The sequence below is a fragment of the Nocardia sp. CA-145437 genome (assembly GCF_050956485.1).
Classification (GTDB): domain Bacteria; phylum Actinomycetota; class Actinomycetes; order Mycobacteriales; family Mycobacteriaceae; genus Nocardia.
The window spans coordinates 2,984,459-3,007,233 of sequence record NZ_CP191204.1 but is presented as its reverse complement, the minus strand read 5'-3'; the positions used below and the strand labels follow the sequence as shown (position 1 = coordinate 3,007,233).

Genomic DNA, 22,775 nt, shown 5'->3' with positions numbered 1-22,775 from the left:
ACTGCCGCCCAACGTAACAAGGGGGTGAATCCTGCCGGATTCACGCCCCTTTTGCCCGAAAACCCTCACTAACACCCCAAATCACACGCGCCTCACGCCGGCTGGGCCACCCTCCCCACGCCGTCGATCTCCGCGATCCCGTCCACGGTGACCTCCACCACCCGCGCCGTGGCGATGTCGAAGAACAGCCCCGACAGCACCACCCCGCGCTCCTCGACCCCGCGCCGCACCACCGGATGCGCGTACAGCGTCTCCAGCTGCACCGCCACATTCACCATGCCGAGCTGATCGATAGGACCGAATCCGGCTGCGGCGGCGGCTATTCCGACCGGATGCCCGAGCCGGAACCGGTCCAGGCTGGGCCGGGCGTGCGCGAGCCAGTCGTCGAGCCGGGACCCGGTGACCAGTTCACTGTGCAGCGCGCCCATCGCGCCGCATCCGGAGTGCCCGCACACCACCACCGAGCGCACATCGAGCTTGTCGAGGGCGTAGATCAGCGCGGCCTCCATGGACGAGTCCTGGGCGTCGCGCGGAATCAGATTGCCCACGTTGCGCACCGTGAACAGATCGCCGGGACCACTGTTGGTGATCACGTTCGGCACGATGCGCGAGTCGGCGCACGTGACGAAAAGCGAGTCCGGTTCCTGCCCGTCGCGCAGTACACCCAGGTGTGGCCGCACGACGTGCGCGTGACTGCGGTGGTAGGCCGCCACACCCGCGACGATCGGGTCCATATCGGTCGCGGTGCGACGCCACGGCCCGAGCACCTCGTTGAGCAGGTGCCGCGAATGCCCGCGCGCGGACGGACCCGCCGCGGCATCGGCCATGCGGACCGCGCCGACCTCGATGAACTCGACCGTGCCACCGTCGGCGCGGTGCTGGTCCACCCATTCCTGCAGGGCGTCGTAGGCGGCGTGGTCCATGAAGTCGACCGTCATCTCCAGCACCACCTCGGCGTTCGGCGGCACCTTGGCGAGTTCACTGGTGAGCTCGGGCAAGGCCAGGAAGGTGAAGCTGCCGTCCACCGTGACCCGCCAGCGCACGGCGTCGGTACCGCCCAGCCCGACCTCCTCGGCGGTCACCGTCACCCGCACCACCCGCCACAGCAGCAGCGCGAAGGCCAGTGCGAGACCAACGACCATGCCCAGCAACAGATTCCAGAACACCACCACGAACACGGTGGCCGCGTACACCACCAGGTCGCCGGTGCGTTGAGCGCGCCGGATGTGGGCCAGTTTGATCAGCTGGATCCCGACCACGATGAGCAGTCCGGCCAGCGCCGCCTTGGGAATCGAGCGCGCCACCTCGACCAGCGCCACCGAGAACAGCAGGATCCACAGCCCGTGCAGCATGGTCGAGGCCCGGGTACGCGCTCCCGCTTTGACATTGGTGATGCTGCGCACGATGACCGCGGCCACGGGCAGGCCGCCGATCAGGCCGGAGACCACGTTGGCCGCGCCCTGCCCGATCAGTTCGCGATCCAGATCGGTTCGGCGAGTGGCGTTTTGACGCATCCGGTCGACCGCGACGGCCGATAGCAGGGTCTCCACGCTGGCGATGAGCGCGATGGTCACCGCCATCAGGGCGATGGCGGCCCAGCTGCCGTGCGGCAGCTGCGGCAGCCGCAGTTCGTCCAGCAGCGATCCGTCGATGGTGATGTGCTCGACGCGCACCGGCAGCATCCGGGCCAGCACCGTGGCGACCAGCACCGCGGCCAGCGGCGCGGGCACCTTGCGCACGGGTTCGGGCATGTGCCGCCAGCCGACCAGGATGGCGATCACCACCAGCCCGATGCACAGGTCGCCGGCCTTCACCGAGGCCAGCTGGTGCGGCAGCCCGGCGATGGCCGCCCAGGACGAGGTCAGGGTGTCACCGCCCAGCAGCACGTGCACCTGTTGCAGGGCGATGACGATGCCGATCCCGGCGAGCATGGCGTGCACCACGACCGGCGCGATGGCGAGCACGCCGCGCGCGATCCGGCTGAGCCCGAACAGGATCTGCAGTCCGCCCGCCAGCATGGTGATGAAACAGGTGGCGGCCCAGCCGAACTGGTTGATGGATTCGGCGACCACCACGGTCAGCGACGCGGTGGGCCCACTGACCTGTAGCACCGAGCCGCCGCAGAGCGCGGCGACCACCCCACCGACCACCGCCGCGATGAGACCGGCGGCGACGGGGGCGCCCGCGGCCACCGCGATGCCGATCGACAGCGGTAGCGAGACGAGGAAGACGACGAGCGAGGCCGGGAGGTCGTGGCGCACCAGGGTGGCCCACGAGTCCCGGCGCGCGGGACCGGGAAGCGACGTCCGTGGAGGCTGATCGGTGTCGGTGGACATATTTCTCCTTCGCCGGCACGGCGGGGCCGCCCGGTTCATCGGTCAACATGTACTGGCATCGAGAGGCAGCGGCGGGCGAGGCTGGAGAACCACGACGCTAGGCAGAACGCGGTAAGCGTAAAGACAAGGCAAAGGGAACGAAAAGCGTTTGCGGCGATTGATGCGAACCGCTACCAAACTGTGACACAGCTCACGCGTTGGCGCGAATCGGATATCACCGTTCGTTCACCCGATACACCCTGCGAGTTCGCCCGCGATACCTACTGTGCGCGCGAGATTGCTGTGGAGCCCGGAGTGAGTCGGGGTCCTTCGGAAAGGATCCCCGCGGAATGTCGCTGGTGGTCAACACGAAGCTGTCCCCGCGCCTGCCCAACGACTGGGCCGACCTGGCCGCGCCGGAGTTCCGCGGCAAGGTGATCATGCCCGACCCCCGCGAATCGGGCACCGCACGCGACCTGCTGGCGGCCATGGTCAGCGCGTGGGGCAAGGACGACACCTGGGCCGTCTTCGACGCGCTGTTCGCCAACGGGATGGTGGTGCGCGGCGGCAACGGTCCGGCCCTCGACGATGTCGGCTCGGGCAACGGCTGCGCGGTGATCCTCGGCGGCGTCGACTACGCGGCCTACGACGCGGCCGCCAAAGGCGTTCCGCTGCGGGTCATCTCGCCCGCCTCGGGCACCATCGTGACGCCGCGCCCGGTCTTCATCCTGAACACCACCAAGAACCCCGCCGCCGCGAAGGCGCTGGTGGACTACATGTTCACCCCCGAGGCCCAGCAGATCTCGGCGGCCCACAAGATGATTCCCGCCCGCACCGACATCCCGGTGGCCCCGGGCACCCGCACCTACGCCGAGGTCAAGCAGCTGCCGTTCTCCTGGGATCAGATCAAGGGCAACGGCGCCGCGATCCTCGCCGAGTTCATCCAGCGCTACCTGCACTGACCCCACGCGACCTCAGCCGCGCCCGTGCGCCCGCTCGTAGGCCGCGCGGGCGTCGGCGGCGCGGGCGCGTTCGCGCTGATCGGCCAGATTCGGGTCCAGGCCGTGCTTGGCCAGGCGAGCCCGCCGGAACACGTACATCAGCGCCGCGGTGAAGTAGATGAGCGGCAGGTACAGCAGCGCCATCATCGACGCCCCCATCCACAGCGGCCCGGGAATCAGCAGGAACAGGCACAGCGGCGGAATGATCGGGATCAGGATGCGCAGCATGTAGCGGCGGGCCGCCCCGGGCCCGGTCAGATCCTCGATCACCCACGGGTGCATCGACGCGGGCAGGGCGCCGCCCGCGATATAGCGCAGACGCTGCCAGGGATTCGGGGTGTCGTTCGTGCTCATCGATGCCTGCTTTCGGCGGGATGGGAGACGAGTTCGCGGGCGACCGCGATGGCGTCGGGGGTCTGATCGAACAGGTGGCCCGGGCCGGGCAGCGCGCCGACGGCCGCGAGCGTGCGCCGGTGGTCCTCGCGCAGGCCGGACATGAGCACGGTGATGTCGCGATGCTCGAGCTTGCCGACGGCGTCGCGCAGGGTGAGCGCGCCGGTGGTGTCGAGCGCGGTGAGGTGGGACATGCGCAGGATGACCACCCGCACCTGCGATACCTCGGCCAGTTCCAGCAGGAAGCGGTGCGCGGCGGCGAAGAAGAGCGGCCCGTCGAGGCGGTAGGCCACGATGTGGTCGTGCAGCAGCTCGTGCTCCTCGGCCAGGTGGTCGGCGTCGTCGAGCGGAATCTGGTGCAGCCGCGCCTCTTTGGCGACCGTGCGCAGCGCCAGCAGCACCGCGATGCCCACCCCGACGGCGACCGCGCTGACCAGGTCCAGTGCGACGGTGACCCCGAAGGTGATCGCCATGATGGCCGCGTCGCCGCGGGAGGCGCGGGCGATGGCGGCCAGCGAGGCGGTCTCGACCATGCGCACGGTGGTGGCCAGCAGCACGCCGGCCAAGGCCGCCAAGGGAATCGACGCGACCAGCCCGGAGCCGAGGAAGACGATGCCCGCCAGCACCACCGCATGGGTGAGCGCGGCCAGCCGGGTCCGCGCGCCCGAGCGCACATTCACCGCGGTGCGCGCGATCGCCCCGGTGGCGGGCACTCCGCCGAACAGGGGGGCGGCGATATTGGCCAGGCCCTGCCCGAACAGTTCGCGGTCGGGATCGTGGCGGGTGCCCACGGCCATGGAGTCGGCCGCGGTCGCCGACAGCAGTGATTCCAGCGCCGCCAGCGCGGCCACGGCCACCGCCGGGGCGATCAGCCCGCCGAGCTGGTCCAGGTGCACGAAATCCAGTGTGGGCGCCCGCAATCCGGACGGGATGGCCCCGATCAGGGTCAGGTCCAGGTGAAAGACCTTGGCCGCCAGGGTCGCCAGCACCACGGTGAGCAGCGCGAACGGCAGTCGCGGCAGATAGCGGCCGCCGATCAGCACGACCGCCGCCACCACCAGCGCGGTGCCCGGGGACACCCAGCCGGGGGCGACGGCGAACTGCCGCACCGCATCCCACGCCGACTGCCACACCTTCTCGCCCTGCGCGTGCGCGACCCCCAACGCGGAAGGAAACTGCTGCAGCGCGATGACCACCGCGATCCCCGCGGTGAATCCCTCGATCACCGGGGCGGGCATGTAGCGCACGGCGCGCCCGACCCCGGCGATCGCGAGCACCACCAGCACGAGCCCGGCCAGCAGCCCCACGGCCAGCACCCCGCTCGCTCCGTGCCGGTGGACGATCGGAACCAGCACCACGGTCATCGCGCCCGTGGGCCCGGTGACCTGGAACCGGGAGCCGCCGAAGACCGCGGCGAGCGCGCCCGCCACCACCGCGGTCGCCAGCCCGGCGGCCGCGCCGAGCCCGGAGCTGATGCCGAAGCCCAGCGCGAGCGGCAGCGCGACCAGCGCGACGACGAGCCCGGCCAGCAGGTCCGCGCCCGGGGCGCGCACGGCGGGCAGCCAGTCGGCGCGGTTCGGCAGCAGGTGGGCCACGGTCAGAGCGCCTCGGCCAGACGTAATCTCAGCGCGGCCAGTTCGGCGCGCAAGGCGTCGGGCAGGCGGTTGCCGCCGATGCTCGCGTACCACTCGTCAATGGATTCCAGCTCGCGCACCCATTCGTCGACGTCCACGGCCAGGGCCGCGCCGGCCAGGCCGCGGTAACCCGCGCCCAGGCCCTCGAGGTCGAGCGCGTCCGCGGTGGGCACGTGGCCGATGGGGGTGCGCACGGCGTCGGCGGTGCCGTCCAGACGTTCGAGCGCCCACTTCAGCACGCGCACATTGTCGCCGAAGCCGGGCCACAGGAACTTGCCGTCGGCGCTGCGGCGGAACCAGTTGACCTGGAAGATCTTCGGCAGCTGCGCCCCCTCGCGGGCGCCCATGGCCAGCCAGTGCGCGAAGTAGTCGCCCACGTGGTAGCCCAGGAACGGCAGCATGGCCATGGGGTCGCGGCGCACCACGCCGACCGCGCTCGCGGCGGCCGCGGTGGTCTCCGAGGACAACACCGAGGCGGTGAACACGCCGTGCGCCCAGTCGAAGGACTCGGCGACCAGCGGGATGGTGGTGGCGCGGCGGCCGCCGAAGAAGATGGCCGAGATCGGCACCCCGCGCGGGTCGTTCCATTCCGGGGCCACCGACGGGCACTGCTCGATCGGGGTGCAGTAGCGCGAGTTCGGGTGCGCGGCCGGGGTTCCCGATTCGGGGGTCCAGTCATGGCCGCGCCAGTCGATCAGGTGGGCCGGGGGCTGTTCGGTCAGGCCCTCCCACCAGGCGTCGCCGTCGTCGGTGCGGGCGGTGTTGGTGAAGATGGAGTTGCCCGCCTCGATGGTGGCGATGGCGTTGGGATTGGTCTTGGCGCCGGTTCCCGGTGCGACGCCGAAGAATCCGGCCTCCGGGTTGACCGCGTAGAGCCGTCCGTCGGCGCCGAAGCGCATCCAGGCGATGTCGTCGCCCACGGTCTCGGCCTTCCAGCCGGGCAGGGTGGGTTCGAGCATGGCCAGGTTGGTCTTGCCGCACGACGACGGGAACGCGGCGGCGATGTAGTGCGTCTTCCCCTGCGGCGAGGTCAGTTTCAGGATGAGCATGTGCTCGGCCAGCCAGCCCTCGTCGCGGCCGATGACCGAGGCGATGCGCAGCGCGAAGCACTTCTTGCCCAGTAGCGCGTTGCCGCCGTAGCCGGACCCGTAGCTCCAGATGGTGCGGCTCTCGGGGAAGTGCGCGATGTACTTGGTCTTGTCGCACGGCCACGGCACGTCGGCCTGGCCCTCCGACAGTGGAGCGCCCACCGAATGCAGGCACTTCACGAATTCGGTGCCGGGGGTGAGCTGTTCCCAGACCTGCGCGCCGGAGCGGGTCATGATCTGCATCGAGACCGCCACGTATTCCGAATCGGTGATCTGCACACCGTATTTCGGTTCCCCGGCGTCGAGCGGGCCCATGCAGAAGGCGATCACGTACAGGGTGCGCCCGGCCATCGCGCCGCGGTAGTGCTCGGTGAGCACGGTGCGCATGTCGACCGGGTCCACCCAGTTGTTGGTGGGCCCGGCGTCGCTCTCGCGCTCGGAGCAGATGAAGGTCCGATCCTCCACGCGCGCCACGTCGTCCGGATCGGAGACGCACCAGAAGGAGTTGGGTTTGGCGGGCAGCGGGACGAACGTGCCCTTGGCGACCAGGTCCGCGGTGAGCCGGTCCCATTCGTCGCGGGACCCGTCGCAGTAGACGATCCGCTCGGGCGCGGTCAGCTCCGCGACCTCGGCGACCCAGGCCGCGATGTCCGGGTGCGCGGTCGGGGCCGCGACGGTGGCGGTAGGACGTTCGGGCACGGCGAACCTCTCTTCACGAAACAACTAGGTTTTCATTTTAGAAAACATGCAATCAGTGGGTCGGCGGACCCCCGGGAAAACCGTGGGCCCCACGGCTACGCGGAGTGCTCGAGCGCCTCCGCCTGGCCGGTCACCACGCCGGTGAGGATGGCTCGCGCGACCGCCAGCAGCTCCGCGACCTGCGGCGAGGTCAGTTCGTAGGTGACCGAGAGTCCTTCGCGGCGGGCCGAGACCAGCCCGGCGCGGCGCAGAATCGACAGCTGCTGCGACAGATTCGCGGCCTCGACGCCGATCTCGGTCAGCATCTCCGAGACCGCGTACTCGCGCTGGCTCAGCAATTCGAGGACCCGGATCCGCACCGGATGGCCGAGCGTCTTGAAGAAATCCGCCTTCATTTGATAGAGCGGCCGTTGCAGTCCTGGCATGTCGCGAGCCACTCCTTCCGAGGGCGGATGGGCATCCGGATGCGCTGCCCGACCCGGTGATTGCAGAGTTTAGCAAACAGGACAATCATGCTAGGTTCGGTCGTTCCCCGGCCCGCCCACAGGAAGACCGAACGTGCCCATCGCCACCCTCAACGGGATTCGCCTCAACTACGACGTCACCGGCAACGGACCCCTGGTCGTCCTCGTCATGGGCACCGGCAGCCCGGGCCGGGTCTGGCGGACCTACCAGGTTCCGGCCCTGGTGAAGGCGGGTTTCCGGGTCGCCACCTTCGACAACCGCGGTATCGCGCCCTCGGAGGAGAGCGCCCACGGCATGCGGATCGAGGACCTGGTCGCCGACACCGCGGCCCTGATCGAACTGCTCGGCGGTCCCGCGCACGTGGTCGGCACCTCGCTGGGCGCGCGCGTCACCCAGGAACTCGCGCTGGCCCGGCCGGATCTGGTGACCAAGGCCGTCATGCTGGCCACCACCGGCCGCTCGCATCCCCTGGCCAGCACGCTGAACAAGGGTGAGCAGGCGTTGCAGCAGCAGGGCGTGAAGCTGCCGCCGGAGTACGCGGCCGCGGTCAAGGCGATGCTGAACCTCTCCCCCGCCACCCTCGAGGCCGACGACTCCGCGCAGCAGTGGCTCGACATCTTCGAATACTCGGCGAGTGTCGCGCCCGGGCCGGGCGTGCTCGCGCAGATGCGCATGGACCGGACCGGCAACCGCCTGGCCGACTACGCCCGCATCACCGTCCCGAGCCTGGTGGTCGGATTCGCCGACGACCGCATGCTGCCGCCGACGTTCGGCCGCGAGGTGGCCGAGGCGATTCCAGGGGCGCGGTACGTGCAGCTCGACAAGTGCGGCCACTACGGGTATCTGGAGCAGCCCGAGGCGGTCAACAGCACCATCATCGACTTCCTCACCGGCGTCCACGCCTGAGCCCCACCGACTTCCGTCCCCGCCACTCACCGAGGAGCCGATCGTGTCCGACTCGCTGCCGCCGTGTCCCGCCTGTTCCAGTGAATACACCTACGAGGTGGGCGGATTGCTCACCTGCCCGGAGTGCGCGCACGAATGGACCGCCGAGACCGAGGCGGCGGCCGAGGACGGCGTGATCCGGGACGCGGTCGGCAACGTCCTCGCCGACGGCGACACCGTCACCGTGATCAAGTCGCTGAAGGTGAAGGGCAGCCCCACCGGCATCAAGGCGGGCACCAAGGTCCGCAATATCCGCCTCGTCCAGGGCGTCGGCGACCACGACATCGACTGCAAGGTCGACGGCATCGGCGCCATGCAGCTGAAATCCAGTGTGGTGAAGAAGGTCTAGAGCGGACTTCGCGCGCGGGTCAGTCGACGGGTTCCTGCTGGGTGGTGCAGTGGATGCCGCCGCCGCCCGCGGCGATGGCGTCGATATTGATCTGCACCACCCGGCGATCCGGGAACAGCCGGGCCAGCGTGGCGTAGGCCGCCGAATCGGCTTCCGCGTCACCGAATTCCGGGGCGATGACGCCGCCGTTGCAGACGTAGAAGTTGACGTATCCGGCGGCGAAGTCGTCGCCCGCGCCGCGGTAGCGCAGATCGACCGGCGCTTCGAGGGTTTCGATCTCGAGCGGCCGTCCCTGCGCGTCGGTGGCGTTGTGCAGGATCTCGAGGTGGCGGCGGCTGACGTCGTAGTCGAAGGACTCCTCGTCATTGTCCAGCGCCGCGACCACCACGCCCGGGCGGGCGAAACGGGCGTAGAAATCGGTGTGGCCGTCGGTGATGTCGTGCCCGGCGATGCCCGGTAACCAGATCACCTTCTTGATGCCCAGCACATGGTCGAGCTCGGCCTCCACGTCGGCCTTCTTCCAGCCGGGATTCCGATTCTTGTTCAGCACACAGGATTCGGTGATGAGCGCGGTGCCCTCGCCGTCGACCTCGATGCCGCCGCCCTCGAGCACCAGATCGGTGTGCGTGGTCTCCACGCCGGCGCGGCCGTCGACGACGGTGGCGACCTTGCTGTCGCGCTTGTGCTGCTGTTTGCCGCCCCACCCGTTGAAGTTGAAATCGACACCGGACTTGCCGTGATTGCCGTGCACGAATACCGGTCCGGTGTCACGCATCCACAGATCGTCGAGGTCGGCCACGATCAGTTCGACGTTCGCGCCGCCGATCAGCCGCCGCGCCAGATCGAGTTCGTCCTGGCGCACCAGCATGGACACCGGCTCGAAGCGGGAGATGGTGGAGGCGATGGTGGCCAGGTTCTCGCGCACCTGCGGCAGCAGCTGCCGGCCCCAGATCGCTTCGCTCGCACCGAAAGCCATCCAGGTGCGCTTGTGCGGCGCGCCCTCGTCGGGCATCACGCCGGAGTGACCCTCGTGGGACGAGCCCGTCGAGGGCTCGCCGTTGAACCACGACGAGATGGATCCCTCACAGCCCGCGAGCAGCAGCCCGCCCATCGTCAAGATTCCCGATCGCATGAACCGGCGTCGTCCTTGCATTGCACTGTCTCCTTTGAAAGAAGGCCCGGCGCGGCGATTCCTCTCCGGCGCGCTGAATCCACTGAACCCGCTGATCAAACGGCCGCCACACACGGAACGGCCCGAGCCGGGCACCATCGACTCTAATCCCTGACTGAATTTTCAGTCAAGGCCGGTCGGTGTGATCCGGCTCCCTCCGCGACCGGGCGCGCGCAGACTGGGACAGATGACCACCGCCCGCGTTTCCGCTGCTCTGGCCTCCGCAATCGTCATCACCGGGGTCGTGGCCGTCGGCCCGGCCACCGCACCCGTGCACGCCTACGGACCGGCCTCGTGCGTCCCCGGCGACCCCACGCGCCCCACCGGCGAGCTGTTCGCCACCACCAACACCGCCACCATCACCGACCCCGCCGACCCGCGCCTGACCGATCGGCTGGAACTGCTCGAGCTCGACGAGAACTTCACCGCCCTGACCGAACTGGCCCTGCCGGTCGCATCACAACTGGTCGACGGCGTGGCCTGGTCGGCCGGCACCGGCCTCACCTACGAACGCTCCAAGCGATTCCTGCTGGCCTGCACCGACTACAAGAACCTCTGCTGGGTCGCCGACGACCTGCGCGGGCGCTATCGCCAGGAAACGGTCCTGACCTTCGAATACCTGCCCGGCGCGGACACGCGCGCCGACGGCTTCAGCGTGACCGTCACCGGCGTGGACCGCACCCGCTTCGGCGAGGCGCTCGCCGCGAATCCCGCGGTGGCCGAACGGCTCGGCGGCGGCTCGTTCACCACGTCCGGCGATCTGATCCTGGTCGGCGACCGCGCCGACACCGCGGTGATCCACGACTTCGTCACCGGCCTGGGCGGCGACTGGGATGGCACCCAATTCCGTTACGGCGACCGGGAATTCGTCCGTTCCACCGGCACCGACGCGCTGGCCTGCGCCGTGTGACCCGACCGGTCCGGTTAGTCTCGAATCATGGTGTCGCGCAGGAACGGGACGGTGCTGCCACCCAGCCTGGTGGAAATGGCGACGCGGCATCTGCGGGCGGAGGTGCTCAGCGGCGCGTTCGCGCCCGGCGACCGCATCGGCGAGGAAGCGCTGTGCGCGCGGCTGGGCACCAGCCGCGCGCCCGTGCGGGAAGCTTTGCGGCTCTTGGCACAAGAAGGGCTGATCGAGCATCTGCCCCGGCGCGGATTCCGGGTGGCGGTGTGGTCGCGGACCGACATCCTGGAGCTGTTCGAGTTGCGGCGGGTGCTCGAGCGCTACGCCATCGACAGCGCGTTCCCGCTGGCCGCCGACGGCGACCCACTGCGACGGGTCCGAGCGGCACTCGAGGAGATGCGTGTCGCCGACGCCGCCGGGGACGCGTTCGAGCGCGACAATGCCCACCGCCGGTTCCACGCGGCCATCGTGGCGCTGTCCGGTAATCGGCAGCTGGAACTGGCCTACGAGCCGATCCTGGTGAAGCTCCAGCTGCCCATGGCGCGCAACCTGCGCGCCGAGGCCCGGCTCACCCAGCGCCACAACGGCATTCGACGGCACGAGGAGCTGCTGACGGCCCTGGAATCCGGTGACGCCGCGACCGCGCGCGAGGCGCTGTTGCGGCACGGGGAGCGGGCCTACCTGGACCTGGGTATCCGCTAACACAGCGGATACATTGCGACACCGCCGATTTCACACATTCTGTCGACAATCGACAAATGGTGAACCCGAGCCCCACGGTCGCGGAAATCCTGGCCTCGCACGAAAGCGGCAGCGGCTCTCCGACCCACACCGCCGCCCGGGTCGCGGACGCCATCGCGGCGCGCGGCGAAGACGGCACCTGGATCACACCGGTCCCGCGCGAACAGCTGCTGGCCGCGGCCGCCGAGATCGAGCGACGGCCCGGCGCGCGCACGCTACCGCTGTACGGCGTGCCGTTCGGGGTCAAGGACAGCATCGATGTCGCGGGCCTGCCCACCACACTGGCCTGCCCCGACTACGCCTACACCGCCACCAGCACCGCACCCGCGGTCGAGCGGCTGCTGGCGGCGGGCGCGCTGTTCGTCGGCAAGACGAACCTCGACCAGTTCGCGACCGGCCTCAACGGCACCCGCACGCCGTATCCGATCCCGCGCTCGGTGTTCGGCGGCGACTTGATCTGCGGCGGTTCCAGTTCCGGGTCCGCGCGCGCGGTGGCCCTCGGCGAGGTGCCGTTCTGCGTCGCCACCGACACCGCCGGGTCGGGGCGGGTTCCCGCGGCGCTCAACGGAATCCTGGGCTGGAAGCCCTCGCGAGGGCTGATCAGCGCACGGGGCCTGGTCCCGGCGTGCAAGTCGCTGGACTGCCTGACGCTGATGGCGGGCACCGTCGAGGACCTCGATCGGGTCTTCGAGGTGATCGCGGGCGTGGATCCACGCGATCCGTGGAGCCGGGCGCGCGGGCCGCGCTTCGGCGGCGGGCGGCTGCGGGTCGGACTGCCCGATCCCGGCGAGCTGGAGTTCTTCGGGGACGAGGTGTTCCGCACCGCGCACCTCGACACCCGGAATCGACTGGAACGCCGCGGCTTCGACCGCGTGCCGACCAGCCTGGAACCGTTCCTGGCCGCGGGCGAATTGCTCTATCAGGGCCCGTGGGTGGCCGAGCGGCTGGTGGAGTTCGAGGACTTCCTCGCCGAGCGACCGGATTCGATCCTGCCGGTGATCCGCGAAATCCTCACCGGCGGTTTCCGATTCACTGCGGTGGACGTCTTCCGGGCGCAGCAGCGCCTGCAAGAACTGCGCGCCACGGTGGCCCGGGTCTGGGACGCCGTCGACGTGGTGATCACGCCGACCATCGGCACCACGTTCACCGTCGCGCAGGTGCTGGCCGATCCGATCGCCACGAACACCGTGCTGGGCCACTACACCCACTTCGGCAATCTGCTGGACCTCACCGCGATCTCGGTGCCGATGGGACTCGCCGCGGACGGCCGCCCACTGTCGGTGATGGTGTTCGGCCCGGCGTTGGCCGACGACGTGGTGCTCGCCGCGGCGGCCCGCCTGCTCGACGAACCGCGCCCGGTCGTGGCGCACGCGGATCTCCGGCTCGTACAGAAGGAACGGCAATGACGGCACTCTCCCGCGTCCCGGCGCAACCGGGCGACTTCACCTTCGACCCGAACAGGGTGGCGCTGCTGGTCATCGACATGCAACGCGACTTCCTGCTCCCCGGCGGCTTCGGCGAGAGCCTGGGCAATGATGTGGCCCTGCTGCGCACGGTCATCGAGCCGCTGGCCGGGCTGCTGGCCACCGCACGGGCGGCCGGGATTCCCGTGATCCATACCCGCGAAGGCCATCGGCCCGACCTGTCGGATTGCCCGCCCGCGAAACTGCTGCGCGGGGATCCCGCCCAGCGCATCGGCGACCCGGGCCGGTTCGGCCGCATCCTGATCCGCGGCGAGTACGGGCACGACATCATCGACGAGCTCGCGCCGGTGGACGGCGACATGGTGATCGACAAGCCCGGCAAAGGCGCGTTCTACGCGACCGAGCTGGCAGATGTCCTGGCGGACCGGGGAATCCGCTCGCTGCTGGTCACCGGGGTCACCACCGAGGTCTGCGTGCACACCACGGTGCGCGAGGCCAACGACCGCGGATTCGAGTGCCTGGTGATCTCCGACTGCGTCGGTTCGTATTTCCCGGAGTTCCAGCGCGTCGGGCTGGCCATGATCGCCGCCCAGGGCGGCATCTTCGGCTGGGTCGCCGACTCGGCCGCGGTCCGCGCCGCGCTCGCCTCCGCAGTCTCCCCCAGCCCGGCCCAGTGAACAGGAAAGCCCATGTCCGTCGAAACCCCGATCGCCGGTGAAACCGGCAGCGCCGCACCGCTGTCGCTGCCGTGGTGGACCCGCGGCGACACCAATGCCTTCTTCGGCCTGTCGTTCAACATCCTCGTCAATGTCCTGACCCTGACCACGCTGTCGATCGCGGTGGTGAAGATCCCGAGCGCCGACGTGCTGGGCACCGTACTGCCCGCACTGGGTGTGGCGCTGGTGCTGGGCAATCTGTACTACATGCTGCTGGCGCGGCGGCTCGCGCGGCGTGAGGGCCGCGCGACGGTCACCGCGCTGCCCTACGGGCCGAGCGTCCCGCACATGTTCATCGTGGTGTTCGTGGTGATGCTGCCCATCTATCTGAAGACCAACGACCCGATGCGGGCGTGGTCCGCGGGTCTGGCGTGGGCGTTCATGATCGGCGTGATCGTCATGATCGGCGCGTTCGTCGGACCGTACATTCGCCGGATCACCCCGCGCGCGGCCATGCTCGGCACGCTGGCGGGCATCTCGATCACCTTCATCGCCATGCGGCCCGCCGCGCAGATGTGGGAAGCGGCCTGGATCGGGTTGCCGGTGCTGGCCATCATTCTCATCGGCTTCTTCACCGATGTGCGACTGCCCGGCAATATTCCGGTCGGCCTGGTGGCGCTGCTGGTGGGCACCGCCATCGGGTGGATCGGCGGTTACATGTCGGTCCCCGACGTCTCCCGGGCCGCGCAGGATATCGCCCTCGGGTTGCCGGACCTGCGCCTGCACCTGCTCTTCGACGGGCTCGGGCACCTGGCGCCCCTGCTGGCGACCGCGATTCCGCTGGGCGTCTACAACTTCACCGAGGCCATGAGCAATGTCGAGAGCGCCGCCGCCGCGGGCGACAACTACAACCTGCGCAGCGTGCTGCTGGCCGACGGCTTCGGCGCGATCATCGGCTCCGGTTTCGGTTCGCCCTTCCCGCCCGCCGTCTACATCGGCCATCCCGGTTGGAAGGACGCGGGCGGACGCACCGGCTACTCGCTCGCCAGTGGAGCGATCATCGGATTGATGTGCCTGCTGGGCCTTTTCGGTGTGCTCGCCACCTTGCTCCCCATTCCGGCGATCGTCCCGATCCTGCTCTACATCGGCCTGCTGATCGGCGCTCAGGCTTTCCAGGCCGTCCCGCGCCTGCACGCGGTCGCGGTGGTGGCCGCGCTGCTGCCCAATCTGGCCGAGTGGGGCGTCGGCCAGATCGACAACGCGCTCAGCGCTGCCGGGACCTCCGCCGACAAGATCGGCGCGGGCGCGCTCGGCCAGGCCGGCGTGGTCTACGACGGCCTGAAGACCCTGGGCGCGGGCGCGGTGCTCGCCGGGCTGGTGCTCGGGACCATGGTTACCTTCATCCTCGAAAAGCGCTTCCGCGCGGCCGCTCTCGCCGCCACGGTCGGCGCCGCGCTCAGCTTCGTCGGCCTCATCCACGCCGCCGAGGTGGCCTGGGCCGCCGCCCCGAAGGTCGCCCTCGGCTACCTCTTCTTCGGACTCGTCTGCCTCGCATGCTCGTTCCTGCGCGGCACCCGCGCAGCCCCTGACGCCGTCCTCCCCGACTGAGCCACCCGGACGGTCACCGTCCCGCATCCGACGGCGGCCGCCCCGCACCGCCCCCATCCGTCTCGTCCAGAAAGATCCGCAAGCCCTCCCCGATCTTGCCCGCGGCATTCTCCAACTGTTCGGGCGAGAGCACCTTTCCGAACGACGCCGCCTTCAGCAGCTGCCGCTGCACCTCTTTGAGGTTCATCGTCGCCCAGTCGCGTCGTGAGAGTTCCGGCATGGTCCGGGACAATACCTCGAGTAGAACGTTTGTTCGAGTGACGATAATCGTGACAGTGGCACGTCAGGGCGGTGTCAGCTCCGTGTAAGCGCGGGTGGGGATTGTCAGTGGCGTGAACAGCACCCTGATCGCCGATTCCGGACTGCGGACGATGCACGGCAACCCGATGGACTTCGAGGCCATCGATCTGGGCATCGAGCGTGGGCTCGACGCCGCGAGCCGGTTTCTGCGCGGGGATCATGTGGTCGCGCAGCTGATCCGGTTCGCGGTGGTCGGCGGAGTCAGCAATATCGCGTATGTGCTGATGTTCATGGCGGTCAACGACAGTGGGGCGCTGGTGGCGAATATCGCGGGGTCGGTGGTCAGTACGGCGATCGCGAACGAGCTGCACCGGCGGTTGACCTTCCGGGCGGCCGGGCGGGTCGGATGGTTCAGCGCACAATGGGAGGGCGGCGGGCTGGCCGCGGTCGGGCTGGTGATCAGTACGGCCGCGCTGGCGGGACTCGATGTCTGGGCGCCCGGGCTCGGGGAGCTCAGCCAGGCGACGGCCGTGCTCGCGGTGATGGCGGCGGTCGGGGGGATGCGGTTTCTCGCCTTGCGCGGGTTCGTGTTCTGAGGCGGGCTGTCACATGTCGATCGGCCGCGGTGTCCAGTGGATGACACGAAAGACGGGAGCCCACCCATGATCGGTACCACCGCCGCCACCGATGCGTTCGTCGCGCACCGGAATCTGTTGTTCACGGTCGCCTACGAGATGCTCGGGTCGGCGGCCGACGCCGAGGACGTGCTGCAGGAGACGTGGCTGCGCTGGATCGGCGTCGACCTCGCGGAGGTGCGGGATCAGCGGGCATATCTGGTGCGCATCACCACCCGGCAGGCGCTGGGCCGGTTGCGGACGCTGGGCCGGCGCAAGGAGTCCTATGTCGGGCAGTGGCTGCCGGAGCCACTGCTGACCGCGCCGGATGTGGCCGAGGACGTCGAACTGGCCGAAAGCGTGTCGATGGCCATGCTGCTGGTACTCGAGACGCTCGCCCCGACCGAGCGCGCGGTGTTCGTGCTGCGCGAGGTGTTCGACCTGCCGTACGACGAGATCGCCGCGGCGGTGGACAAGTCCGCGGCCGCGGTCCGGCAGATCGCGCACCGCGCCCGCGCGCACGTGGCGTCCCGCCGCCCGCGCGGCCCGGTGTCACCCGCCGAGTCCCGCGAGGTGCTCGACGCGTTCCACCGCGCGGTCGAGACCGGTGACCTGCGAGGTCTGCTGGATCTGCTCGCACCGGATGTCGTGGCGTTCGGTGACGGCGGTGGGCTCCGAGCCGCACTGCCGCACCCGATCGTGGGCGCCGACACGGTGGCTCGCGTACTCACCACGGGCTGGCGGCGATTCGGCGACAGCGCGTCGTTCGACACCACAATGGTCAACGGCCATCCCGCGCTGGTCATGCGACGGGAGGGCGAGGTGGACACCGTACTGGCGTTGCGGATCGACGACGGCCTCATCACCGGGCTGTACGCGGTCCGCAACCCGGAGAAGCACTCGCACATGGACCAGGTGACCGCCCTGAGCCGATGACCCGGCCGGGCGTCAGGCGGGTGAGGGTTGCGTTTCGCCCGGGCCGATAATGCCGTGCAGCACAAGGCCGACGAGGCGGTCGGTGGCCGCCGCGGCGACGTCGGACCGGTCACTGGTCCACGCGATGGCGGTAGCGAGCTTGACGATGTCGTCGGTGCTGACCTCGGGGTGCGCGCGTCCTGCCCGTTGGGCGCGGACCAGCACGGCGCCGGCCGCATCCAGTGCCGCGGCGCAATGCGGGGCCAAGGGGCTGTCGGGGATTTCGAGGGCTCGCAGGATCTCCTCGGACAGCCCCCGCACCCGGCGAATGTGCGATACCAGCGCGGCAATCCACCGCGCGAGAGCGGCCGCGGGGTCGGGTTCGGCGTCGAGAGCGCTCGCGAGCGCGGTGACCTCGTCGAGGCTGGTGCCGACCACGGCGGCGATGAGGTCTTCTCGCCGCGGGAAATGCCGATAGAGGGTGGCCGGGCCGACGCCGGCACGGCGGGCGATCTCATTGAACGACACGTCGACGCCATCGCTGGCGAACATCGCGCGGGCGGTGTCGAGCAGTCGGGCGCGGCTGCGCCGGGCATCGGCTCGGGCCCCGCCCGGCGGCGGTGATTCTGCTTGCTCCACAGGACTCCTCGGGCGAATCGGAATGCCATTCCGTATATTCGGAATGGCATTCCGAATTGTAGTGGACAGGAGTCGAACATGACGTTGCCGACCAACTTGCCGCGCACCGGCATCTGGGTGAACGGGCTCGATCTGCAAGCGCCGACGGTGGCGACGGGGCTGGCCGCGGAGCTGGAGGAACTGGGGCTGGGCGCGATCTGGCTCAGCGAAGGGCTCGCGCACGACCCGTTCGTCACGGCCGCCGGATTGCTCTCCGCGACAAGCAGACTGGTGGTCGGCACGGGGATCGCGGTGACATACGGCCGCCATCCGCACTGGATGCGAGCCTCGGCCCGAGCCGTCCTGGATGCCTATCCGGATCGGTTCGTGTTCGGGGCCGGCACCTCCAATCCCCGCGTCGTCGAAGGCGTGCTCGGACTCGAATACCGCAGACCGCTGGCCGCGCTGCGCGACTACCTCGACGATCTCGACACACCGGACGCCTTGCGGGCCCAGCTCGGATTGCCGGACGCCGGCCGGTTGCCTCGCGTGCTGGCGGCGCTCGGTCCGAGCGCGTTGCGGCTGGCTCGGGACCGGGCCGACGGCGCGATCACCTATCTCGTGACGCCCGAACACACCGCGCAGGCCCGCGCCGCGCTCGGACCGGACCGGACGCTCGTGGTCGAACAGGCTGTCGTGGTCGGGGCCGCCGGCGCGGACGCCCGGACCCGCGCACGGGCACACGTGGGCGCCTACCTGTCCAACCCCGGCTACCGTGCGAGCTGGCAGCGACTCGGCTTCACCGACGCCGATCTCGGCGGCAGCGACCGGCTCGTCGACGCGTTGGTCGCGATCGGGGAAGACCAGGTCCGGCAACGGATCACGGACCACATCGACGCCGGCGCCGATCATGTGTGCTTGCAGGCCCTACCGGCGGAGCCGTTCACCATCCCGGCACAGCAGTGGAAGCTGCTGGCCTCTCTGGATGACGGCCCCCGCCGACGACACGATGACACCGGAACGGCGGTCACCCCGTCCGGTCAGCCGCGGCCGATGTAGGGCATGCCCGTCGCCATCACGGTGACGAACGGGACGTTCACGTCCAACGGCAGGTCGACGGTCTGGGCGACGATCCGGGCGACATGCGCGGCGTCGATGGTCGGTTCGGGCCGGATGCTGCCGTCGGCCTGCAATGATCCCGCCGCGATGCCCGCGGTGAGTTCGGTTGCGGCATTGCCGATGTCGATCTGCCCGACCGCGATGTCGTACGCGCGGCCTTCCAGGTTGAGCGCCTTGGTGAGACCCGTGATGCCGTGCTTGCTGGCGGCGTAGGCCACCGTGTTGGGGCGGGGGGTGTGCGCGGAGATGGATCCGTTGTTGATGATCCGCCCGCCCCGCGGCGTCTGGGTCTTCATGAGCCGGAACGCGGCCTGCGCGCACAGGAACGCGCCGGTGAGGTTGATGTCGACGACCTGCCGCCACTCTCCCGCGGACAGTTCGTCGATCGGCTTGCTGGGCCCGAAGATCCCGGCATTGTTGACCAGTGCGTCGAGCCGCCCCCACTGCCGCGTGATGTGCGCGAACACCTCGTCCACCGCGGCGGGATCGGTGACATCGGCGGGGACGACGTCCACGCCGCCCGCGCCGGGTGCGGCCGCGGCGGTCTCGTCGAGGGTGGCACGGGTGCGTCCCACCGCGACGACCTGATGCCCGGCGGCGGTCAGCGCGTGGGTCATGGCGCGCCCCAATCCGGCTCCGGCTCCGGTGACGAGAACGATCTTCGATGTGCTCACGGGATCCGAGCGTATTCGGTCAGTCCGCGGCCCGATCCGCCGGAAGCACGTTGGTGCGCAGGTGCCGGACCAGCGCGACCAGCCGTTCGAGGGTGGCGTGCTCGGGATCGGCGAGCCGCAACTGGAGCAGTTCGCGACCGGAGGCGTGCAGGATGCGCGCGGTGTATTCAGGATCGGGCAGTTTCGGAAACGCCTGCCGCAGTTCCTGTTCCAGGAATCCCCGGACGGCCGCCTGGGAGACGGCCTGGCGCTCGTGCAGTTCCGGCGGCGCGCCGGCGGGCGGGAACAGGAACAGCCGCCACGTCTCAGGATGCGCGTCGATGGCTCGGACCGCGCCCTCGAAGGCCCGCACGAACGGGTCCGGGTCGGCGGTCTCGTCCACCTGCGCGAAGCCTTCCGCGAACTGGGTCGCGGCACGGACGCTCTCCCGGTCGATGAGGGCGACGAAAAGCCCTGCCATATCGCCGAATTGCTGATACAGCACGGGCCGGGTGACCCCGGCCGCCTCGGCGATCCGGTTGGGGGTGGCCGCGGGGAAGCCTTCCGCCCCGACGATCTCGTGGGTGATGTCGAGGATCTGCTCGCGGCGGTTCTCTGCGCTCATCCGCCGCCGCGTCCGGGGAGCGGTGGTCACCCTTGACAGGGTAACTTACAACCTGTCAGCCTCTAACTAACAGGTTGAAAGTTGAGGTGCTCCGATGTCGCCGCACTACCCCGAACTCGCCGAGCGCGTGCGCAGTCAGCGCGCACTGCAGCCCGGCCTCTACGGCTCGATCGACTTCGACGAGTCCCCCTTCCGCTTCACCGTCGATCCCGGCGACAAGTCGTCGCTGCCCGGCTGGGTCGCGCAGCGCGAGCCGCTGCTGGCCGACGATCGGGTCGTCGAATTGATGCGCACCGCAACGATGCTCGGCGATGTGGTGGCCGACCCGTACGCGGCGCTCGCCCCGGAGTACGGCGTCCAGGGCTTGATCGGGATGCTGCGGCAGGCGTGCCGCGCGGGGGTCGACTCGGTGCCCGGCGCACCCGATGAACTGCGGGCGTTCCTGGCGGTCATGGAGGCGACGCCCGCCTGGCTGGACATGGAGCTGGTCGAGGAGGGCGCGCGACATTCGCGGGTCGGCGCGGCGTTCCTGTCACCGGTCCTGATCCGGGGCGCGTTCCTGGCGACGTTCCTCAATACCTATGCGGCCCTGCCGATGACATTGACCGGGGCGCTGTCGGGGCGGCGGGCGGCGCGGCGGGTCAACGAGACCGCCTCGTTCTTCGCGGTGACCACGCTGCCCGGTGCGCTGGAACGGCACGGCGAGGGTTTCGAGGCCGCGGCCATGGTGCGCCTGATGCATTCGATGGTGCGCTACAACGCGTTGACGCGCGGGGACCGGTGGGACGCCGACGTGTACGGGGTGCCGCTGCCGCAGGTCGATCAGATGCCCGCCGGGCTGATCAATATGTATCTGCTCGCGACGATGGCGATCCGCCGGGGCCGCACCGAGTTCAGCGCCCGCGAACGCGCGATCCTCGAATTCAGCCGCTACCGCTGCTTCCTGCTGGGCCTGCCGGAGGAATTGCTGCCGACCACCGCGGCGGGCATCCTCGAGGTCTTCCACGGCCGGGCCGCCGTCCTGCGCGACGACTTCGACGACGCCACCTGCGGTGCGCTGGTCCGCTCCACCATGTCCGCGTACCTGCGCCCGGGCCGCTCGCGCTACGACCGGGTCGCCGACGCGATCGAGAAGAGCTGGAGCCGGGTGTTCTTCCTCGGCTTCTGCGGCGGCAATCGCAAGGCCGCGGCCGCCATGAGCGTGACGCTGACCCTCCCCGACGCGATCCGGGTGGGCCTGACCGCGCCGTTCATCATCCTGCGGTTCATTCTCATGACCGTGGCGAGCCAGTCGCCCACCCTGCTCCGGGCGGCCGACGCCTACACGGTCCGCAAGGTGCGCGAGCAGCTCGTGGTCTACGGCAACCCCGAGTTCACGACCGACTCCCGCGCGTATCCGGGAGCCGATTCGGGGGAATGACGCGCTGTCAGGCGGATCCGGCCGCCGTCACCCGGGCCGCCAGGCCGTCGAGCACCACGGCCCGCTCGGGTGGCACGCCGATGTGCATGTGCACCAGATCGGTTCCCGCGGCGGCGAATTCGAAGGTGAAGAAGGAACAGCAGCTGGTCTCACGCGCGGCGAGTTCGCGGGCCCGAGGCTCGGCGCTGCCGTCGAGGTCCAGCCGCAGCCGCGTCGCCGAGATCCGGTCCCAGCCGAGCACCGCGTCACGGAAGAGGGCGTCGAATTCGGCGACGCGCAAGGGTTGTTCGGCGGTGGGTAGCGCGCAGGCTTCCACCGGGACCCACGACGGCGCGGAGAGGTTGCCGATCGATCGAATCTCGGGTTTGCCGGCCATGACTCGCACCTCCTGCCGCCCGGGCCGTCGGTCCGGGATCTCCCTACGATGCTAGGCCGTTCCGGTGGGCGCGCCAGGGGCCGTTGTGATGTCGGCGCAGGTTGTCACATCCGCTCGCACAGGAGGAGATAGGCGTCGAGTTGGGCCGCGCCCGACAGCAGGGCGCGGCCGCGGGCGTTCAGGCGCTGCTGCCAGGCGGTGAGGAAGGCGGTGAGCGCCTCGGTTCCGCCTGCCTCGTGCAGGGATTCGAGGAAGTGCGCAACGCGTGCCAGCGGATATCCGCCGCGGCGGAGCTGCCGGGCGATCTCCGCGTCGCGCACGGCGTCGGGCCGGTAGTGGCGGTAGCCGGTGGCGGGGTCGCGTTCCGGACGCAGGATGCCTTCGGTCTCCCAGGTGCGCAGGGTGGCCGCGTGCACGCCGAGGCGGTGCGCGAGTTCGCCGACGGTCAGGGGGCGGCCGGGAATCGGGTCGGGCGGGGTGGCGGAGAGGCTGTCGAGCGCGGCCGCGACGTCGGTGTGGGTGCCGCGTTCGGTGTGCAGCGCGGTATGGGTGGCGTCGATGAGCCGGTAGGCGGATTCGGTGTCGCCGCGATGGCAGGCGCGCAGGATCTCCGCGGCGCGTTCGTGGCCGTGGCCGGCGCGCAGGGCGAGGAAGGCGCGCAGGGCTTGCGCGTGCGCGGGGGTGTAGCGGCGGTAGCCGTTGTCGGTGCGCTCGGTGGGCGGGAGGATTCCCGCATCGTCGTAGTTGCGGATCGCCTGTGCCGACAGGCCGTGCTCGCGGGCCAGATCGATCGGGCGCACCG

At 69.9% G+C, this 22,775-nt stretch carries 24 protein-coding genes; 12 read left to right on the top strand and 12 right to left on the bottom strand.

The window, feature by feature from the left end:
- Positions 1 to 92: 92 nt before the first annotated feature.
- Positions 93 to 2,336, bottom strand: a complete 2,244-nt coding sequence (locus tag ACQPYY_RS13940) for a SulP family inorganic anion transporter (RefSeq protein WP_433594061.1) — start codon at positions 2,334 to 2,336, stop codon at positions 93 to 95.
- 329 nt (positions 2,337 to 2,665) lie between these two features.
- On the opposite strand from ACQPYY_RS13940, the gene ACQPYY_RS13935 reads away from it, so the two are divergent.
- Positions 2,666 to 3,277: an ABC transporter substrate-binding protein gene (locus ACQPYY_RS13935; protein ID WP_433594060.1), complete on the top strand. Its 612-nt coding sequence runs from the start codon at positions 2,666 to 2,668 to the stop codon at positions 3,275 to 3,277.
- A 12-nt stretch (positions 3,278 to 3,289) separates the two neighbouring features.
- On the opposite strand, the gene ACQPYY_RS13930 is transcribed toward ACQPYY_RS13935, so the two are convergent.
- The 4 genes from ACQPYY_RS13930 to ACQPYY_RS13915 all read right to left on the bottom strand — a co-directional run bounded on the left by ACQPYY_RS13930 (position 3,290) and on the right by ACQPYY_RS13915 (position 7,555).
- Complete coding sequence (locus ACQPYY_RS13930) at positions 3,290 to 3,670, bottom strand: DUF5313 family protein (RefSeq protein ID WP_433594059.1); 381 nt, start codon at positions 3,668 to 3,670, stop codon at positions 3,290 to 3,292.
- Entirely contained in the window at positions 3,667 to 5,304 is a 1,638-nt protein-coding gene (locus ACQPYY_RS13925) for a SulP family inorganic anion transporter (protein WP_433594058.1), read from the bottom strand. The genes ACQPYY_RS13930 and ACQPYY_RS13925 overlap by 4 nt, the downstream gene beginning before the upstream one ends.
- Before the next feature lie 2 nt (positions 5,305 to 5,306).
- Positions 5,307 to 7,130: a phosphoenolpyruvate carboxykinase (GTP) gene (locus tag ACQPYY_RS13920; RefSeq protein ID WP_433594057.1), complete on the bottom strand. Its 1,824-nt coding sequence runs from the start codon at positions 7,128 to 7,130 to the stop codon at positions 5,307 to 5,309.
- Positions 7,131 to 7,225: 95 nt separating this feature from the next.
- Positions 7,226 to 7,555 carry an ArsR/SmtB family transcription factor gene (locus tag ACQPYY_RS13915; RefSeq protein ID WP_357285311.1) on the bottom strand — a complete coding sequence of 110 codons (330 nt, stop codon included), beginning with the start codon at positions 7,553 to 7,555 and terminating at the stop codon, positions 7,226 to 7,228.
- Positions 7,556 to 7,688: 133 nt separating this feature from the next.
- Between ACQPYY_RS13915 and ACQPYY_RS13910 the strand changes: the two genes are divergently transcribed.
- A complete protein-coding gene (locus tag ACQPYY_RS13910) occupies positions 7,689 to 8,501 on the top strand; it encodes an alpha/beta fold hydrolase (RefSeq protein ID WP_433594056.1) in 813 nt (270 codons plus the stop codon).
- Positions 8,502 to 8,544: 43 nt separating this feature from the next.
- On the top strand, positions 8,545 to 8,889 hold the full coding sequence (locus ACQPYY_RS13905; RefSeq protein ID WP_379097491.1) for a zinc ribbon domain-containing protein YjdM: 345 nt from the start codon (positions 8,545 to 8,547) through the stop codon (positions 8,887 to 8,889).
- A gap of 19 nt (positions 8,890 to 8,908) precedes the next feature.
- Here ACQPYY_RS13905 and ACQPYY_RS13900 read toward each other — a convergent pair whose 3' ends face one another.
- Entirely contained in the window at positions 8,909 to 10,042 is a 1,134-nt protein-coding gene (locus tag ACQPYY_RS13900; RefSeq protein WP_433594055.1) for an agmatine deiminase family protein, read from the bottom strand.
- A 205-nt stretch (positions 10,043 to 10,247) separates the two neighbouring features.
- Between ACQPYY_RS13900 and ACQPYY_RS13895 the strand changes: the two genes are divergently transcribed.
- Genes ACQPYY_RS13895 through ACQPYY_RS13875 form a run of 5 tightly spaced genes read left to right on the top strand, consistent with a single transcriptional unit; the run spans position 10,248 to position 15,393 of the window.
- On the top strand, positions 10,248 to 10,970 hold the full coding sequence (locus ACQPYY_RS13895) for a hypothetical protein (protein WP_433594054.1): 723 nt from the start codon (positions 10,248 to 10,250) through the stop codon (positions 10,968 to 10,970).
- A gap of 27 nt (positions 10,971 to 10,997) precedes the next feature.
- Positions 10,998 to 11,666, top strand: a complete 669-nt coding sequence (locus ACQPYY_RS13890; protein WP_433594053.1) for a GntR family transcriptional regulator — start codon at positions 10,998 to 11,000, stop codon at positions 11,664 to 11,666.
- Positions 11,667 to 11,722: 56 nt separating this feature from the next.
- Complete coding sequence (locus ACQPYY_RS13885; protein ID WP_433594052.1) at positions 11,723 to 13,111, top strand: allophanate hydrolase; 1,389 nt, start codon at positions 11,723 to 11,725, stop codon at positions 13,109 to 13,111.
- Entirely contained in the window at positions 13,108 to 13,806 is a 699-nt protein-coding gene (locus tag ACQPYY_RS13880) for a cysteine hydrolase family protein (RefSeq protein WP_433594051.1), read from the top strand. The genes ACQPYY_RS13885 and ACQPYY_RS13880 overlap by 4 nt, the downstream gene beginning before the upstream one ends.
- 12 nt (positions 13,807 to 13,818) lie before the next feature.
- Entirely contained in the window at positions 13,819 to 15,393 is a 1,575-nt protein-coding gene (locus tag ACQPYY_RS13875; RefSeq protein WP_433594050.1) for a regulator, read from the top strand.
- A gap of 13 nt (positions 15,394 to 15,406) precedes the next feature.
- Here ACQPYY_RS13875 and ACQPYY_RS13870 read toward each other — a convergent pair whose 3' ends face one another.
- Positions 15,407 to 15,613 (bottom strand): DUF6374 family protein, encoded by a 207-nt coding sequence (locus ACQPYY_RS13870; protein WP_379097472.1) that lies wholly within the window; start codon positions 15,611 to 15,613, stop codon positions 15,407 to 15,409.
- 166 nt (positions 15,614 to 15,779) lie between these two features.
- Between ACQPYY_RS13870 and ACQPYY_RS13865 the strand changes: the two genes are divergently transcribed.
- Positions 15,780 to 16,229 carry a GtrA family protein gene (locus tag ACQPYY_RS13865; protein WP_433594642.1) on the top strand — a complete coding sequence of 150 codons (450 nt, stop codon included), beginning with the start codon at positions 15,780 to 15,782 and terminating at the stop codon, positions 16,227 to 16,229.
- A gap of 66 nt (positions 16,230 to 16,295) precedes the next feature.
- Positions 16,296 to 17,183: an RNA polymerase sigma-70 factor gene (locus ACQPYY_RS13860; protein WP_433594049.1), complete on the top strand. Its 888-nt coding sequence runs from the start codon at positions 16,296 to 16,298 to the stop codon at positions 17,181 to 17,183.
- A gap of 12 nt (positions 17,184 to 17,195) precedes the next feature.
- Here ACQPYY_RS13860 and ACQPYY_RS13855 read toward each other — a convergent pair whose 3' ends face one another.
- Entirely contained in the window at positions 17,196 to 17,801 is a 606-nt protein-coding gene (locus ACQPYY_RS13855) for a TetR/AcrR family transcriptional regulator (RefSeq protein ID WP_433594048.1), read from the bottom strand.
- Between the two features lie 78 nt (positions 17,802 to 17,879).
- On the opposite strand from ACQPYY_RS13855, the gene ACQPYY_RS13850 reads away from it, so the two are divergent.
- A complete protein-coding gene (locus ACQPYY_RS13850) occupies positions 17,880 to 18,839 on the top strand; it encodes a TIGR03620 family F420-dependent LLM class oxidoreductase (protein WP_433594047.1) in 960 nt (319 codons plus the stop codon).
- Here the strand turns inward: ACQPYY_RS13850 and ACQPYY_RS13845 are convergent.
- Positions 18,821 to 19,573 (bottom strand): SDR family oxidoreductase, encoded by a 753-nt coding sequence (locus tag ACQPYY_RS13845; RefSeq protein WP_379097461.1) that lies wholly within the window; start codon positions 19,571 to 19,573, stop codon positions 18,821 to 18,823. The genes ACQPYY_RS13850 and ACQPYY_RS13845 overlap by 19 nt on opposite strands.
- Before the next feature lie 19 nt (positions 19,574 to 19,592).
- Entirely contained in the window at positions 19,593 to 20,177 is a 585-nt protein-coding gene (locus ACQPYY_RS13840) for a TetR/AcrR family transcriptional regulator (protein WP_379100207.1), read from the bottom strand.
- Between the two features lie 94 nt (positions 20,178 to 20,271).
- On the opposite strand from ACQPYY_RS13840, the gene ACQPYY_RS13835 reads away from it, so the two are divergent.
- Positions 20,272 to 21,597 (top strand): oxygenase MpaB family protein, encoded by a 1,326-nt coding sequence (locus tag ACQPYY_RS13835; protein ID WP_433594046.1) that lies wholly within the window; start codon positions 20,272 to 20,274, stop codon positions 21,595 to 21,597.
- Between the two features lie 7 nt (positions 21,598 to 21,604).
- On the opposite strand, the gene ACQPYY_RS13830 is transcribed toward ACQPYY_RS13835, so the two are convergent.
- Both ACQPYY_RS13830 and ACQPYY_RS13825 read right to left on the bottom strand, forming a co-directional pair.
- On the bottom strand, positions 21,605 to 21,973 hold the full coding sequence (locus tag ACQPYY_RS13830; RefSeq protein ID WP_379097455.1) for a hypothetical protein: 369 nt from the start codon (positions 21,971 to 21,973) through the stop codon (positions 21,605 to 21,607).
- Between the two features lie 104 nt (positions 21,974 to 22,077).
- Positions 22,078 to 22,773, bottom strand: a complete 696-nt coding sequence (locus ACQPYY_RS13825) for a TioE family transcriptional regulator (protein WP_433594045.1) — start codon at positions 22,771 to 22,773, stop codon at positions 22,078 to 22,080.
- Positions 22,774 to 22,775: the final 2 nt, after the last annotated feature.